This window comes from Pseudomonas peli (genome assembly GCF_900099645.1).
In the GTDB taxonomy this organism is placed as follows: Bacteria; Pseudomonadota; Gammaproteobacteria; order Pseudomonadales; family Pseudomonadaceae; genus Aquipseudomonas; species Aquipseudomonas peli.
The window spans coordinates 237,263-251,704 of record NZ_FMTL01000003.1 but is presented as its reverse complement, the minus strand read 5'-3'; the positions used below and the strand labels follow the sequence as shown (position 1 = coordinate 251,704).

The window sequence follows — 14,442 nt, the reverse complement described above, 5'->3', positions numbered from 1 at the left end:
ACGCGGATGGCATGCGGGCTTTTTGTTTTACAGCAGGCCCTTAGATAGGGCGGCTGCCGTACTTGCTGTCCGGCTTTTTGGGCGGATCAGAGACCACATTCGGCTCGACTTCCTGCACCTTGCCACCACGGGAGAGGAACTCTTCCATGGCGCGGGCCAGCGCATCACGCTCTTTCTGCTTGGCTTCGATGCTCGGCAGTTCTTCTACGTCGACGGCGGCTTTGGCTTTTTTGCTTTTGCTGGCAGGTACTACTTCGTCATCACCATCGCCATCATCGCTGCTGTCGCCATCATCGGCGGCAGCCAGCTCCTCGCCTTCGTCTTCGTCAGCGCCTTCTAATTCGTCGTGTTCCAGATCTTCGTCGCTCATGTTCCAACCTCATGACTTGCGAAAAGCAGAGTAGTTATAGCCCAGCTGCGTCAGCTTTCTAACGTCGCTGATAAAAATTCCAGTGGCCTTGCCTTGGGCTGAGCGCTGCGCGTCGGCGAACTGCGCTCAACGGCGCGCATTCTAGGGTCTGTTGCCGCTCCATCACAACCGCGCGCACGCTGAAAAACCACAACCTTTAGTGGGCATTCAGAAAAAACAAAGGGCGCCCTAAGGCGCCCTTGTTGAAACCCTAGGAAATCAACGCTTGGTGAATTCCGGGTAGGCTTCCATACCGCATTCGGCGATGTCCACGCCTTCGTACTCTTCTTCCTCGGTAACGCGCAGGCCGATCACCAGTTTGATGATGGACCAGACGATCAGGCTGCAGACGAAGACCCAGGCGAAGATCGAGCCGATACCCAGCAGCTGAGCACCGAGGGTGGCGTCGCTGTTAGTCAGGCAGACCGCCAGCAGGCCCCAGATACCGACCACACCGTGAACGGAGATGGCACCGACTGGATCGTCGAGCTTGAGTTTATCCAGACCAAGGATCGAGAACACCACCAGCACGCCACCAACGCCACCGATCAGGGTTGCTTGCAGGGCAGTCGGGGTCAGCGGCTCGGCAGTGATAGCTACCAGGCCAGCCAGGGCACCGTTAAGGGCCATGGTCAAGTCAGCCTTGCCGAACAGGATGCGCGCCACGATCAGCGCCGCAATCAAGCCACCGGCAGCCGCCATGTTGGTGTTCACAAACACGTTGGCTACAGCGTTGGCGTCTTCGATGGTGCTCATCTTCAGCTGCGAGCCACCGTTGAAGCCGAACCAGCCCATCCACAGGATGAAAGTACCCAGCGCTGCCATCGGCAGGTTGGCACCCGGAATGGCGTTGACCTGGCCATTCGGGCCGTACTTGCCTTTACGGGCGCCGAGCAGCAGTACGCCAGCCAGGGCAGCAGTTGCGCCGGCCAAGTGCACTACGCCGGAACCGGCGAAGTCAAGGAAGCCAGCTTCGTTGAGGAAGCCCGAACCCCATTTCCAGAAGCCCTGTACCGGGTAGATGAAACCGGTCATGACCACGGCGAAAGCCAGGAAGGCAAACAGCTTCATGCGCTCAGCAACGGCACCGGAAACGATCGACATACAGGTCGCGGCAAATACCACCTGGAAGAAGAAGTCCGAACGCGCCGAGTAGTAAGGGGCATCGTCACCGCCGGCCAGAACCGACTCAACGCTGTTTTCGTCACCAATCAGGAAACCCAAGCTTGGCAGGATGCCGCCTTCCGGGCTGGAGTACATGATGTGGTAGCCGATCACCAGGTACATGATGCTCGCCACTGCGTACAGGGCGATGTTCTTGGTAAGAATTTCAGTGGTGTTCTTGGCGCGCACCAGGCCGGATTCGAGCATGGCAAAACCCGCTGCCATCCACATGACCAGAGCACCGCAAACCAGAAAGTAAAACGTGTCAAAACCGTACTGCAATGCAGTCAATGCTGTGTTGTCCATGGTCCACCTCTTGCCGTCGCGCTTTATAGCGCTGTTCGGTTAAGGCGCCCGGGTTGGCCCCGGGCGCGCTCCGTGTGCTTACAGGTTGTAGCCGCGCTCGTTGTGCTCGGAGAGGTCAAGACCAACCGATTCAGCTTCTTCACTGACCCGCAGGCCCATCACCAGATCCAGCACCTTGAGGATGACGAAGGTGACGATGCCGGTGTAAACCACGGTAACCAGCACACCCACGATCTGGATCCAAACCTGGCCGCCGATGTCTTCCACCGAACCGAAGCCGCCCAGGGCCGGTGCAGCGAACACGCCGGTGAGGATGGCGCCGACGATGCCGCCGATACCGTGCACGCCAAAGGCGTCCAGGGAGTCGTCGTAGCCCAGCTTGCGCTTGAGGCTGGTGGCGCAGAAGAAACAGATCACGCCAGACGCCAGACCGATCACCAGTGCGCCCATCGGGCCGGCAGTACCGGCGGCCGGGGTAATGGCGACGAGGCCTGCAACCACACCGGAAGCGATGCCCAGGGCACTCGGCTTACCATGAGTGACCCACTCGGCGAACATCCAGCCCAGGGCAGCAGCAGCGGTTGCAATCTGAGTCACCAGCATGGCCATACCAGCGGTGCCGTTGGCAGCGATAGCTGAGCCGGCGTTGAAGCCGAACCAGCCGATCCACAGCATGGCCGCACCGATCAGGGTGTAACCCAGGTTGTGTGGCGCCATCGGAGTGGTCGGATAACCCTTGCGCTTGCCCAGCACCAGACAGGCCACGAGACCGGCGATACCGGCGTTGATGTGCACCACGGTGCCACCGGCGAAGTCCAGCACGCCTTCATCCCACAGGAAAGCGCCGTCGCCGGACCAGACCATGTGGCACATCGGGGCGTAAACCAGGGTGAACCAAACACCCATGAAGATCAGCATCGCGGAGAACTTCATGCGCTCGGCGAAGGCACCGACGATCAGGGCCGGGGTGATAATGGCGAAGGTCATCTGGAAGACGATAAACACGCTTTCCGGGAAGGCGCCAATCAGGCTATCCGGCGTCAGACCACTGAGGAAGGCCTTGTTCAGACCGCCGATAAAGGAGTTGAAGTTGGTGACGCCCTTCTCCATACCTGTGGTGTCGAAGGCCAAGCTGTAGCCATATACAACCCAAAGAATACTGATCAGGCCGGTGATGGCGAAGCACTGCATCATCACCGACAAGACGTTCTTCGAACGCACCATGCCGGCATAGAAAAGCGCCAGACCAGGGATGGTCATGAACAGCACCAGCGCAGTGGCAGTCAGCATCCATGCTGTGTCACCGCTGTTCAACACAACCTCGTCAGCCAGGGCCAGGCCTGGAAAAACGAGGGACAAAAGGGCTCCTAGCCCTGCGATTTTTCGCAGAGTCATGGTTTAACTCCTGGGGCGTGGGGTTCGTTCGGAGGCTTAAACTGCGTCGGTGCCGGTTTCGCCGGTACGGATGCGGATCGCCTGTTCCAGGTTTACAACGAAAATCTTGCCGTCACCGATCTTGCCGGTGTTAGCAGCTTTGGTGATGGCTTCGATGACGCGATCGAGTTGATCGTCAGCGATGGCCACGTCGATTTTCACTTTTGGCAAGAAATCGACCACGTATTCAGCACCGCGATACAGCTCGGTATGGCCTTTCTGGCGACCGAAGCCTTTGACTTCAGTGACGGTGATACCCTGCACGCCGATCTCCGACAGTGACTCACGGACGTCGTCCAGCTTGAACGGCTTGATGATGGCAGTGACTAGCTTCATGTAACTCTCTCCCGTGTAAGGTGGACATGCCCCAGGAATTGCGAACCCGGGCCAAGTCTAAGCGCAGTGCCTGGCTTTTGTAATGCATCGCCGCCCTGATCCAGCAGCACCGATACTCACCAACCGCTCCCGACGAAGCACTTCCCCGCTTCGCCTGACGCACCGGAACTGCATCGGTGCATGCGTCGCAAGAGACAAAGCAGAAAGCTTGCCAGATCAGGTAAAACCGATTTATTTCATGCAGTTACCCGGCAAACGGGCGTTTTAGCCCGGTACTAGCCAACCGCCAGCGCACAACAACGGTGCAACAGCCCGCCAAGCAGCGCGCGAAAACCGTGCAGAACCCGCCAGCCCCGTTCCAAGCCCGCCCGGCAAGCCCGATAAAGCTGCGTGCTACACTGCCGCCATCTGTAAACGGAACCTCATCATGCTGCCACCTAAAGCCCTACTAGACGCCCTGACCACCCACGCCTCGCGCCTGTTCAACGGTGACGCGCCCTTGCCGCGCGGCGAGTTCGAAGCCCAGTTCAAAGTGCTGCTGCAAAGCGCCTTCAGCAAACTCGACTTGGTCAGCCGCGACGAATTCGACAGCCAGATGGTCGTGCTCGCCCGCACCCGCGCCCGCCTGGAAGCTCTCGAAGCCAAGGTCGCCGAAATGGAAGCACGCAGCGCAGACGCCCCAGCCACCCGCGAGTAGCACCCGCAGCGGATGCATCAGCCGATCAAGGAGTGATCGATGTCCCTGGCCATAGTCCACAGCCGCGCCCAAGTGGGTGTTGAAGCCCCCGCCGTCACCGTCGAAGCCCACTTGGCCAACGGCCTGCCCTCGCTGGCCCTGGTCGGTTTGCCGGAAACCGCCGTCAAGGAAAGCAAGGACCGGGTACGCAGCGCCATCCTCAATTGCGCCTTCGAGTTCCCGCCCAGGCGGATTACCTTGAATCTGGCACCGGCCGATTTACCCAAGGACGGCGGGCGCTTCGACCTGGCGATTGCCCTCGGTATTCTCGCCGCCAGCGGACAGGTGCCAAGTAGCGCACTGGAGCCGCTTGAGTGCCTGGGTGAACTAGCACTGTCCGGGGCGATTCGTCCTGTACAAGGCGTCTTGCCCGCCGCGCTGGCCGCCCGCGCCGCCGGACGCACCTTAGTAGTGCCTAAGGCCAATGCCGAGGAAGCCAGCCTGGCGTCCGGCCTCACGGTGATTGCCGTCGAGCACCTACTGGAGTTCGCCGCCCACCTCAATGGCCAAACGCCGATTGCCCCCTATCAGGCCCAGGGCTTGCTGCGCCAAGTGCTGCCCTATCCCGATCTGGCCGAGGTGCAAGGACAGATCGCCGCCAAACGCGCGCTGCTGGTAGCGGCGGCTGGTTCGCACAACCTTCTATTCACCGGGCCACCCGGCACGGGAAAAACCCTGCTGGCCAGCCGCCTGCCCGGCTTGTTGCCGCCGCTGGATGAACAGGAGGCACTGGAAGTCGCCGCAATTCATTCCGTAGCCAGCCACGTTCCGCTTAGCGCCTGGCCGCAACGCCCCTTCAGAACCCCGCACCACAGTGCCTCCGGTCCCGCGCTGGTCGGTGGCGGCAGTCGCCCGCAACCGGGTGAAATCACTTTGGCTCATCACGGCGTTTTATTCCTCGATGAGCTCCCCGAATTTGACCGCAAGGTTTTGGAGGTGCTGCGTGAGCCCCTGGAAAGTGGCCAGATCGTGATTGCTCGGGCACGCGACAAAGTGCGTTTTCCTGCGCGCTTTCAGCTGGTGGCGGCGATGAATCCGTGCCCCTGCGGGCATTTGGGCGATCCATCCGGGCGCTGCCGCTGTTCCACTGAACAGATCCAGCGCTACCGCGGCAAACTCTCCGGCCCGTTGCTCGACCGCATCGATCTGCACCTCAGCGTGCCGCGGGAAACCACACGACTGAACGCTGACGCCAAGCCCGGCCCAAGCAGCGCCGAACTCGCCGAGCAGGTGGTGCAGGCACGCCAGCAGCAACTGGCTCGCCAGGGCTGCGCCAATGCCCACCTCGATCTCAATGGCGTGCAGCAACATTGCAGCCTGCAGGGCGAAGACCGCCAGTGGCTGGAAAATGCCTGCGAGCGCCTGGGAATGAGCCTGCGTGCAGCACACCGCGTATTGAAAGTGGCACGCACCCTGGCCGACTTGGACAGTGCTGCACATATTCGCCGCAGCCACTTAGGTGAAGCCCTGCAGTACCGACCCAGCATCAGCGGGGCCTGAATCGCAGCCATAAAAAAGCCCCGCATACGGGGCTTCTTAATATGCAGTTGGAACGCTTACTGGTCGCGGCGGGCTACCTGCTCGCGACAGGCCTCACCGAACGCCTTAAAGATTTTCACCGAATGCGGGTTCTGCGCCGCCTGCCATTCCGGGTGCCATTGCACCGCCAGGGTGAACTGCTCGGCGCCCGGCAGGTGAATCGCCTCGACCAGACCGTCCTCGGCATGGGCCAGCGCCTCGACGCCCTCACCCAGCTGATCCAGCGCCTGGCCGTGCAGCGAGTTGACCGGGAACTCGGCCTCACCCATCAGCTCGGCAAACCAGCTACCCGGCAGCGCGCGCACGCTGTGGCTGTCGGCGTATTGCACCTCCACCGGAGCACTGGTGTCTTCGCGGTGGTCATTCATGCCCGGGACTTCGTAGACCTTCTGGTGGATATTGCCGCCCAGGGCCACGTTGATTTCCTGCATGCCACGGCAGATCGCGAACAGCGGCAGACCACGGGCCAATGCACCGCGAATCAGTGGAATATCAAACAGATCACGGTCCTTATCCTGACCCTTAGTCGGGGTCAGGTTTTCCTGACCGTAGAGGGCCGGATCGATATTGCTGCCCGCACCGGTCAGGTACACGCCATCGACCATCGACAGGTACTGCTCGATGTCATCCGCGCCGCAGCAGCTGGGCGCCAGCAGCGGCACACAGCCCGACAGTTCGACCAGCGGGGTTATGTATTTGTGGGTCATGACTTGATAGGCATGCCCTTTGCGCTCTTGAGCGCCCATGGACATCAGGACAACCGGTTTACGCGCGCCTGGGCGCTGTTTCGTATTGTTGTTGGACATACATCACCTTGGGGCAGCCGGGATTGGCTGCCGTTGTTGTGCAGAAGGGCTGACGGTTGTCGCGCACCTTCTGTTTTACGGCTGATTGCGCCTGTCTAGCTGGCCGCCGCAGCGGCATCAAATGCGCGAGAAGCGCTCATCTGGCAGCCACAATCCTGAAGCCAGTCTGCCAAAGCCGTAAAATATGTCAAACAAATACGCTTATATTGTTAATAAATCAGACCGCAAGCAGCAGACAGCTCAATCTAAAATCGCATTAACCCTATGTTTTAAAAGCGATAATACGAATAAGCTAACAAAGGATAGTCCAATATTTTTTACGCTCTACGCGTCACCCGCTAACGTGCCCGACTTCCCACCCGCTCAACCACCGGCAGCTGCATAGCCGCCACATCGGCTACCAGATAATCGCGCAAACGGCGAAAGCGCTCCTGGCCTCGCCGCGCTTTTGGCCATACCAGGTAGTAGCTGCAGCCACTGGGCACCGCGCTGGGCCAGGGTAGGCCGAGCCGGCCCTGCGCGACATCCTCGGCGACCATCACCAGATCACCAATCGATACGCCATAGCCACGCGCCGCGGCCACCATGCCCAGCTCCAGGGTGTCGAAGACCTGGCCGCCTTTGAGCGGCACCTGATCCGCCAGGCCCATGGCCTGCAACCACTGTCGCCAGTCGCGGCGATCCGGGGTGGGATGCAGCAGTTCGGCGGCCTGCAAGCGCGGCAGATCCCAGGGTTGCTCGCTCAAGGCTTCTGGCGCGCAGACCGGAATCAACCATTCGGCAAACAGCTCGGTGCTTTCCCATTCCTCCGGGAAATCGCCCTGACTGAGCAATACGGCGCAGTCGAACGGCTCATGCAGAAAGTCCACCTTGTCCACGTCCATCCAGGCGCTGGTCAGTTGCACCTCACTGGCGCTGAGCAGACGATAGCGCGACAGGCGCGCCAGCAACCAGCGCATGGTCAGCGTCGACGGGGCTTTCAGGCGAAGCACCGCGTCGTCGACACGCAAGGTGTTACAGGCGCGTTCCAACGCCTCGAAGCCATCGCGCAGCCCCGGCAGCAACATCCGCGCCGTTTCGGTGAGTTGCAGGCTGCGGCCCCGACGCTCGAACAAGCGGCAGGCAAAGTGTTCCTCTAGGGTGCGCACATGCCGGCTGACCGCACTCTGAGTGATCGCCAGCTCTTCGGCGGCGCGGGTAAAGGAGCTGTGCCGTGCCGCCGCCTCGAAGGCGCGCAGGGCATACAGCGGTGGCAGGCGCTGGCTCATGCACCCAACCCATGAGTAATAGTCATGCCTGTCATCGCTATTATCCTTTTGTGCTGCCACGGCTGGCTTATGAGAATAGGCGCATTCTCTGCCTGCGCGGATCACCCGAGCAAGCCTTCTAACTGAGTAGAACTCATCATGCTGCATCCGCTTCGTGGCGAACTGCGCGCCATCCTGAAACTTGCCGGGCCGCTGATTGCTGCGCAACTGGCGCATGTGCTGATGGTGTTTACCGACACTGTGATGATGGGCCTGCTCGGCCCCGCCACCCTGGCCGCTGGCGGCCTGGGCGCAGCCAGTTACTCCTTTGTCTCAATCTTTTGCGTGGGGGTGATTGCCTCGGTCGGCAACCTGGTGGCCATCCGTCATGGCGCGCAGGACGCGGCCGGCGTCACCCGGCTGACGCAGAACGGCCTGTGGCTCGGCTGGGGCCTGGCGTTGTTGGCTGGCCTGGCGCTGTGGAACCTGGGCCCAGCATTACTGTATTTCGGCCAGAAGCCGGAGAACGTCAGCGGCGGCATGCAGTTTCTCTCCACCCTGGTGTTTGCCCTGCCTGGCTATATGAGCTTTATGGCGCTGCGTGGCTTTACCAGCGCCATCGGCCGCCCCGGCCCGGTAATGGCCATCAGCATTGGCGGCGCGCTGGCCAACTTCGTCCTCAACTATGCACTGATCAAGGGCTGGTTCGGCCTGCCGCCACTGGGCCTGGCCGGAATCGGCCTAGTGACCGCCGTGGTGATGAATGTCATGGCGCTGCTGCTGGCTTGGCATGTGCTGCACCACAGTGCCTACAGCCCTTATCCACTGTGGCGCGGCTTGTTGCGGCCGGTGTGGGGCGAGCTGAAAGAGCTGCTGCGTCTGGGCCTGCCGATTGGCGGCACCTATGCGGTGGAATCAGGCCTGTTTGCCTTTGCCGCACTGTGCATGGGCGCGCTGGGCAGCACGCAACTGGCGGCGCACCAGATCGCAATCATGTCGGTGTACGTGGCGTTTATGGTGCCAGTGGGAATTTCCTATGCGGTGACCTTCCGTATCGGTCAGCACTTTGGTGCCGGCCGCCTGCTGCAGGCACGCCAAGCCGGTCGCCTGGGCCTTGGCCTCGGTGCGCTGTGCATGCTCGGTTTCGCCTGCCTGTTCTGGCTGGGGCCGCATTGGGTAGTGGGGCTGTTTCTCGACCACAGCGACAGCGCCTATGCCGAGGTGGTGAGCCTGGCCGTGGCACTGCTGGCGATTGCTGCCTGGTTCGAGTTCTTCGATGGCATCCAGACCATCGCCATGGGCGCAATTCGCGGCCTCAAGGACGCCAAGACCACCTTCTGGGTTGGCCTCGGCTGCTACTGGGCAGTTGGCGCGCCGCTGGCCTGGGCTCTAGCCTTCCCCCTGGGCTGGGGCGCAGAAGGCGTTTGGTGGGGATTAGCCGGCGGCCTGGCCTGCGCCGCCATCGGCCTGACCCTGGGCTTTGAATGGAAAACAGCGCGCCAGCTGCAACCGGCGGCCGCAGCCTTTACGCCACAGCCTAAGCGCCTGGTTTCTTGAAGCGATAGAACAGATTCGGCTCGCTAACCAGATAGAGCACGCCCTGGTTATCCATGGCGATGCCTTCGCCCTGCGGTACGCTGCGTTTGAGGCCGTTACGTCCACCAAGCAGCGACAGGCTGCTGATCGGTTTGCCCTCGACATTCAGCTCCAGCACCAGGCGTGACTCGTCGGACAGCGCCAGCAAATGCCCGCTGCGCTCATCAAATTGCAGGCTGGAGAGATCACGTACAAATAGCCCAGCGTCACGCTGCTGATCATCCACCACGTGCACGGCAAAGGGGCTCTGTGGGTCTCGCTGAGGAAAACCGTGAATCTCATAGATGCGCATCGGATCGCGCTCTTTGGCAACAAACAGACGCTGCCCAGCCGAATCGTAGGCCAAGCCCTCAAACCCCTTGTTGCCATTCAGGCCAATGCTTAACGAGAACTGCTGAGCCTGGTCGGCATGCAACTCGGTGGTGGCATCATCCACCCGCACCTTGATCAGGCGCTGCTTACGCTCATCAGTGATCACATACAGGCCTGGGCTGATGTACTCAACCGCTTCAGCATCGCCAAAACCATGCAAGTCGATACGCCTTAGCAGTTCACCATCCAGCGATAACTCAAGCAGCTGCGGCTTCTGGTTGGTCACGGTGAACAGGCTGTTGCGGTCTGGGTCGAAGGTCAGCGCCGAGACATCATCGTTCAGGCCCTCGATCACGCGGGCCTCAAGGTCCACCTGATAATCCGCCAACAGCATGGAGCCCTGCTGTCCGCTACCGGCTTGCTGCCACTGCTGCACATTGAACCAAGCCCGTTCGAACAAACGGTACTCCTGCGCAAACAAGCCCAGCAGCAGCAAGGACAGCGCGACAAGGCTCAGCAGCAGACGTTTCAGGGTGAAATGATCTCGCATGACGCTTCACTCTCAACAGTAACGGGTGGCACAACGGCGTCAGCCCGAAGCAGGGCTTCGGGCTGACATGGGCACATGATCGAGTGATTTACTTGACCAGTTCGAGGTACTCGACATCGATTTCGCGGCTGGTCAGGTCACGATCCACTTCACCACTGATCTTGACCACGGCCTTTTCAGAAATGGCCTGGGCAGGCCAATGCTCGTCGTCGATTTCGACATTGATGGTGCCGCTGGCGTCTTTGAACTCATAGAGCTCATCCTGCAGACGCTTGACGATCTGCCCTTGCAGCACCACCGGTGTATCGTCGGCAGCGTCCAATGCGGCCGCTACGGTGGTGACCTGAGTGGTGGCGCCTGGGCCGGTATAACCGGTGGCCATGGCGGCGGTGGAGAACAGTGGAGCCAGCAGCAGAGCCAAGGTGAAACGCTTCATGGGGTAACCCTCTAATCAGTTAGGTGATGGGGCCAGAGTAGAGGGCCTAGCTGAAGCCAGGCTTAATCGGTGCTTAAGCCAAACTTAATCCGCAACAGCGGGCTGTTCGGCCACCGGGTCCTTGCGCAGGACGTAGAACAGGTTGGGCTCGCTGACGATATAGATATTACCGGCCGCATCCATGGTCACCCCTTCGGCCTGCTCAATGCCGCCATGCAGGCCATTCATGCCGCGACTCAGGCTGATAAAACTGACGGGCTCGCCCAGAGCATCCACCTCCAGCAGCAGGCTGGATTCATCGGAAAGCACCAACGCATGCCCAGTCCGAGGATCGTAGGTCAGTGAAGAAATATCACGCAGAAACAGGTGCCCGGAACTCATCGGCTCAAGGGTGCCCGTGGCCCCGTCCTCGCCTGGAAACGGCAGACTGAACAACCCCAGCGGACCACGCTCCTTACCCAGCAGCACGCGCTCATTGCGCGAATCCCAGGCAATGCCCTCGAAGCCCTTATTGCCGGCATCAATAAAGCCCAGGTCGAACGACGGTAGATCGGCAAACTCCAGGCGGCGTGTCAGGGCGCTGAGTTTGAAGGTGGTCAAGGTGCGCTTGCGCTCATCGATAATCGCCAGGCGGCCGTCGGACAGCATCTCCACCCCTTCGGGATTGGCGAAGCCGAGCAGATCGATACGCCGGAGCACCTGACCATCCAGGGTCAGCTCGATCAACTGTGGGTATTTCCCGGTCACGGTAAACAGGGTGTCGCTTTCCGCGCTGTAGGTCAGCCCGGACACCTCGTCGTCTTCCAGCCCTTGCAGTGGTTTGCCTTGCAGCACGGCCCGGTAACCCGGCAGCCAGATGCTCTGCTGCTGTTCGGCAACGCCCACCTGTTGCTGCTGAACCCAGAAGGACAGGCGATCGTCCAAATGGCGGTAATTCATCGCCAGTGATGTCACCACCAGCAGACACAACATCCCAACCAACCAGCGCACACGCACCAGCCGAGCAATCCAGATCGACATCGCACACAACTCAGCAGAACGATGGCTATCAGACTAGAGAGCAACCCTTAAGTTTCTATGACGCCACCCGACCAACAGGCACCTCCAGGTGCCTGCGTACACGGCCAGATGACCTAGAGCGCGCGACTGGCGAAACGACTGTGGCTAACCAGTTCCAGCACCAGCTCGTCGCCCTTGTGCAACGGGCCGACACCCACTGGCGTACCGGTGAGGATCACATCACCCGGCTGCAGGCTGAAGTGGCCGCAGATGTGCTGGATCATCGGCAGAATTGGGTTAAGCATGTCACGGCTGTTGCCGTCCTGCCGCACTTCACCGTTGATCGCCAGGCGGATGCCGATATCGGCAAGGTCTTCAACGGCATCACCCGGCACGAACGGCGCCAGCACGCAGGCACCGTCGAAGGATTTGGCGGTTTCCCAGGGATAGCCCTTGGCCTTGAGCGTGGCCTGTAGGTCGCGCAGCGTCAGGTCCAACGCCGGGGCGAAGCCGGAAATGGCATCACGTACTTCTTCAGCGTTCGGCGTGCGCGACAGCGGCTTGCCGATCAGCACGGCGATTTCTGCCTCGTAATGCACGTCACCCTTACCTTCAACCAGGGTAAAACCGTCATCCAGCGGCACCACGCAACTGCCCGCTTTGATAAACAGCAAGGGCTCGGTCGGAACCGGGTTATTCAGTTCTTTGGCATGCTCGGCGTAGTTACGGCCGATGCACACAACCTTGCCCATGGGAAAGTGGATATGGGTGCCATCGACATACTGATGCTGGTAGCTCATAAGCAACTCCTGATGGGAATGCATGACGCCGCTCGTTGTGCGAGCAGACGGCGTAGAGCGGTAGCCCCGCCCTACGCTCTGAATCGTTGATCTCCCATGGTGGACGACCTTTCACGGGCTGTCGTTTCGACTAAAGACTTAATTCAGCTTGCTGAAAGCGTTGCGAGCGAAGGCCAGGCAGGGCGGCGGAGTCGGGAAAAAAGCGGAGTTGGCTTGTGCCAATGAGCATTTTTCCTGACTTCGCCAACGCAGCATGGCGCGCGTAGCCCGCAGCAGCTTTCAGAGCGGGAAGATCTTGCCCGGGTTCATGATGCCGTTCGGGTCGAACACCGCCTTGATCGCCTTCATATAACCAATCTCGGCTTCCGAGCGGCTGTAGGTCAGGTAATCGCGCTTGGTCATGCCCACACCGTGTTCGGCGCTGATCGAGCCGTTGTACTTCTGCACGGTCTCAAACACCCACTTGTTGACGGTGGCGCACTTGGCGAAGAACTCGTCCTTGGACAGGCTCTCTGGTTTCAAGATATTCAGGTGCAGGTTGCCGTCACCGATATGGCCGAACCAGACGATTTCGAAGTCCGGGTAGTGTTCACCGACGATGGCGTCGATATCGTGCAGAAATGCCGGCACTTTCGACACAGTGACCGAGATGTCGTTCTTGTACGGCGTCCAGTGGCTGATGGTTTCCGAGATGTACTCGCGCAGCTTCCACAGGTTCTGCAGCTGCTGCTCGCTCTGGCTCATCACGCCATCCAGCACCCAGCCCTGCTCGACGCAATGCTCGAAGGTGGCCAGGGCCGCTTCGGCGACTTCCTCGGTGGTGGCTTCGAATTCCAGCAGGGCGTAGAACGGGCAATCGGTTTCAAAAGCTGCCGGCACGTCGCCACGGGCCATAATCTTGGCCAAAGCCTTGTCGGAGAAGAACTCGAAGGCGGTCAGGTCCAGCTTGTTCTGGAAGGCATGCAGCACCGGCATGATCGAGTCGAAGTCCGGGGTACCGAGCACCATCGCGGTGAGGTTCTTCGGCGCACGGTCCAGGCGCATGGTGGCCTCGACGACAAAGCCCAGGGTGCCTTCGGCGCCGATAAACAGCTGACGCATGTCGTAGCCGGTGGCGTTCTTGATCAGGTCCTTGTTCAGCTCCAGCAGTTCGCCGGTGCCAGTCACAACCTTGAGGCCAGCCACCCAGTTGCGGGTCATGCCGTAGCGAATCACCTTGATGCCGCCGGCATTGGTGCCGATATTGCCGCCAATCTGGCTGGAACCGGCCGACGCGAAGTCCACCGGGTAATACAGGCCCTTGTCCTCGGCGAACATCTGCAGCTGTTTGGTCACCACGCCCGGCTGACACACGGCGGTGCGGTCAAATTCGTTGAAGTCGAGAATCTGGTTCATATAGTCGAAGGCCACGACCACTTCACCATTGGCCGCCACGGCGCCAGCGGACAAGCCGGTACGACCACCGGACGGCACCAGCGCGACCTTGTGCTGATTGGCCCAGCGAACGATGGCCTGCACCTGCTCGATGCTCTTGGGGAAGGCAATCGCCAGCGGCGCTGGGGCGAAGTGCTTGGTCCAGTCCTTGCCGTAGGCGTTGAGGGAATCGGCATCGGTAAGCACCTTGCCGGGCTCAACCAGGGTCTTCAGCTCTTCGATCAGCGCAGGGTTGGTCATCTACGGAACTCTCAAACGATTCATGGTCACCCTGAGCACGCTTCATCTGCCAGGGTAGGTGTTTCGCGGGGCTCGTATGCTAGCATACGCCCCCCGTG

Annotated in this window: 14 protein-coding genes; 3 read left to right on the top strand and 11 right to left on the bottom strand. The window is 60.5% G+C overall.

Features of this window, described 5'->3' with window-relative positions; genetic code table 11:
* Positions 1-40: 40 nt before the first annotated feature.
* From sutA to glnK, 4 genes are all read right to left on the bottom strand, one after another.
* Entirely contained in the window at positions 41-370 is a 330-nt protein-coding gene (sutA, locus tag BLO50_RS15715; RefSeq protein WP_090254597.1) for a transcriptional regulator SutA, read from the bottom strand.
* Positions 371-628: 258 nt separating this feature from the next.
* On the bottom strand, positions 629-1,879 hold the full coding sequence (locus tag BLO50_RS15710) for an ammonium transporter (RefSeq protein ID WP_090254595.1): 1,251 nt from the start codon (positions 1,877-1,879) through the stop codon (positions 629-631).
* Positions 1,880-1,957: 78 nt separating this feature from the next.
* Positions 1,958-3,274, bottom strand: coding sequence for an ammonium transporter (locus tag BLO50_RS15705; RefSeq protein ID WP_090254593.1), 1,317 nt, complete (start codon positions 3,272-3,274; stop codon positions 1,958-1,960).
* A gap of 36 nt (positions 3,275-3,310) precedes the next feature.
* Positions 3,311-3,649, bottom strand: coding sequence for a P-II family nitrogen regulator (gene glnK / locus BLO50_RS15700; RefSeq protein WP_021700071.1), 339 nt, complete (start codon positions 3,647-3,649; stop codon positions 3,311-3,313).
* Between the two features lie 427 nt (positions 3,650-4,076).
* Here glnK and BLO50_RS15695 point away from each other — a divergent pair, with 427 nt between their 5' ends.
* Both BLO50_RS15695 and BLO50_RS15690 read left to right on the top strand, forming a co-directional pair.
* Positions 4,077-4,346, top strand: coding sequence for an accessory factor UbiK family protein (locus tag BLO50_RS15695; RefSeq protein ID WP_090254591.1), 270 nt, complete (start codon positions 4,077-4,079; stop codon positions 4,344-4,346).
* A gap of 39 nt (positions 4,347-4,385) precedes the next feature.
* On the top strand, positions 4,386-5,885 hold the full coding sequence (locus tag BLO50_RS15690; RefSeq protein WP_090254588.1) for a YifB family Mg chelatase-like AAA ATPase: 1,500 nt from the start codon (positions 4,386-4,388) through the stop codon (positions 5,883-5,885).
* 56 nt (positions 5,886-5,941) lie between these two features.
* On the opposite strand, the gene BLO50_RS15685 is transcribed toward BLO50_RS15690, so the two are convergent.
* Entirely contained in the window at positions 5,942-6,730 is a 789-nt protein-coding gene (locus BLO50_RS15685; RefSeq protein ID WP_090254586.1) for a gamma-glutamyl-gamma-aminobutyrate hydrolase family protein, read from the bottom strand.
* A 338-nt stretch (positions 6,731-7,068) separates the two neighbouring features.
* Positions 7,069-7,998: a LysR substrate-binding domain-containing protein gene (locus tag BLO50_RS15680; RefSeq protein ID WP_090254584.1), complete on the bottom strand. Its 930-nt coding sequence runs from the start codon at positions 7,996-7,998 to the stop codon at positions 7,069-7,071.
* A gap of 138 nt (positions 7,999-8,136) precedes the next feature.
* Between BLO50_RS15680 and BLO50_RS15675 the strand changes: the two genes are divergently transcribed.
* The gene (locus BLO50_RS15675; protein ID WP_090254582.1) at positions 8,137-9,534 is read left to right on the top strand and encodes a NorM family multidrug efflux MATE transporter; all 1,398 of its coding nucleotides are present in this window, start codon (positions 8,137-8,139) and stop codon (positions 9,532-9,534) included.
* Here BLO50_RS15675 and BLO50_RS15670 read toward each other — a convergent pair.
* The 5 genes from BLO50_RS15670 to BLO50_RS15650 all read right to left on the bottom strand — a co-directional run bounded on the left by BLO50_RS15670 (position 9,515) and on the right by BLO50_RS15650 (position 14,344).
* Complete coding sequence (locus BLO50_RS15670; protein ID WP_090254580.1) at positions 9,515-10,435, bottom strand: SdiA-regulated domain-containing protein; 921 nt, start codon at positions 10,433-10,435, stop codon at positions 9,515-9,517. The genes BLO50_RS15675 and BLO50_RS15670 overlap by 20 nt on opposite strands.
* 88 nt (positions 10,436-10,523) lie before the next feature.
* Positions 10,524-10,871: a NirD/YgiW/YdeI family stress tolerance protein gene (locus BLO50_RS15665; protein ID WP_090254577.1), complete on the bottom strand. Its 348-nt coding sequence runs from the start codon at positions 10,869-10,871 to the stop codon at positions 10,524-10,526.
* Between the two features lie 84 nt (positions 10,872-10,955).
* The gene (locus BLO50_RS15660) at positions 10,956-11,891 is read right to left on the bottom strand and encodes an SdiA-regulated domain-containing protein (RefSeq protein ID WP_090254575.1); all 936 of its coding nucleotides are present in this window, start codon (positions 11,889-11,891) and stop codon (positions 10,956-10,958) included.
* A 113-nt stretch (positions 11,892-12,004) separates the two neighbouring features.
* The gene (locus BLO50_RS15655) at positions 12,005-12,670 is read right to left on the bottom strand and encodes a fumarylacetoacetate hydrolase family protein (RefSeq protein ID WP_090254573.1); all 666 of its coding nucleotides are present in this window, start codon (positions 12,668-12,670) and stop codon (positions 12,005-12,007) included.
* A 279-nt stretch (positions 12,671-12,949) separates the two neighbouring features.
* Entirely contained in the window at positions 12,950-14,344 is a 1,395-nt protein-coding gene (locus BLO50_RS15650; protein WP_090254570.1) for an FAD-binding oxidoreductase, read from the bottom strand.
* Between the last annotated feature and the right edge of the window lie 98 nt (positions 14,345-14,442).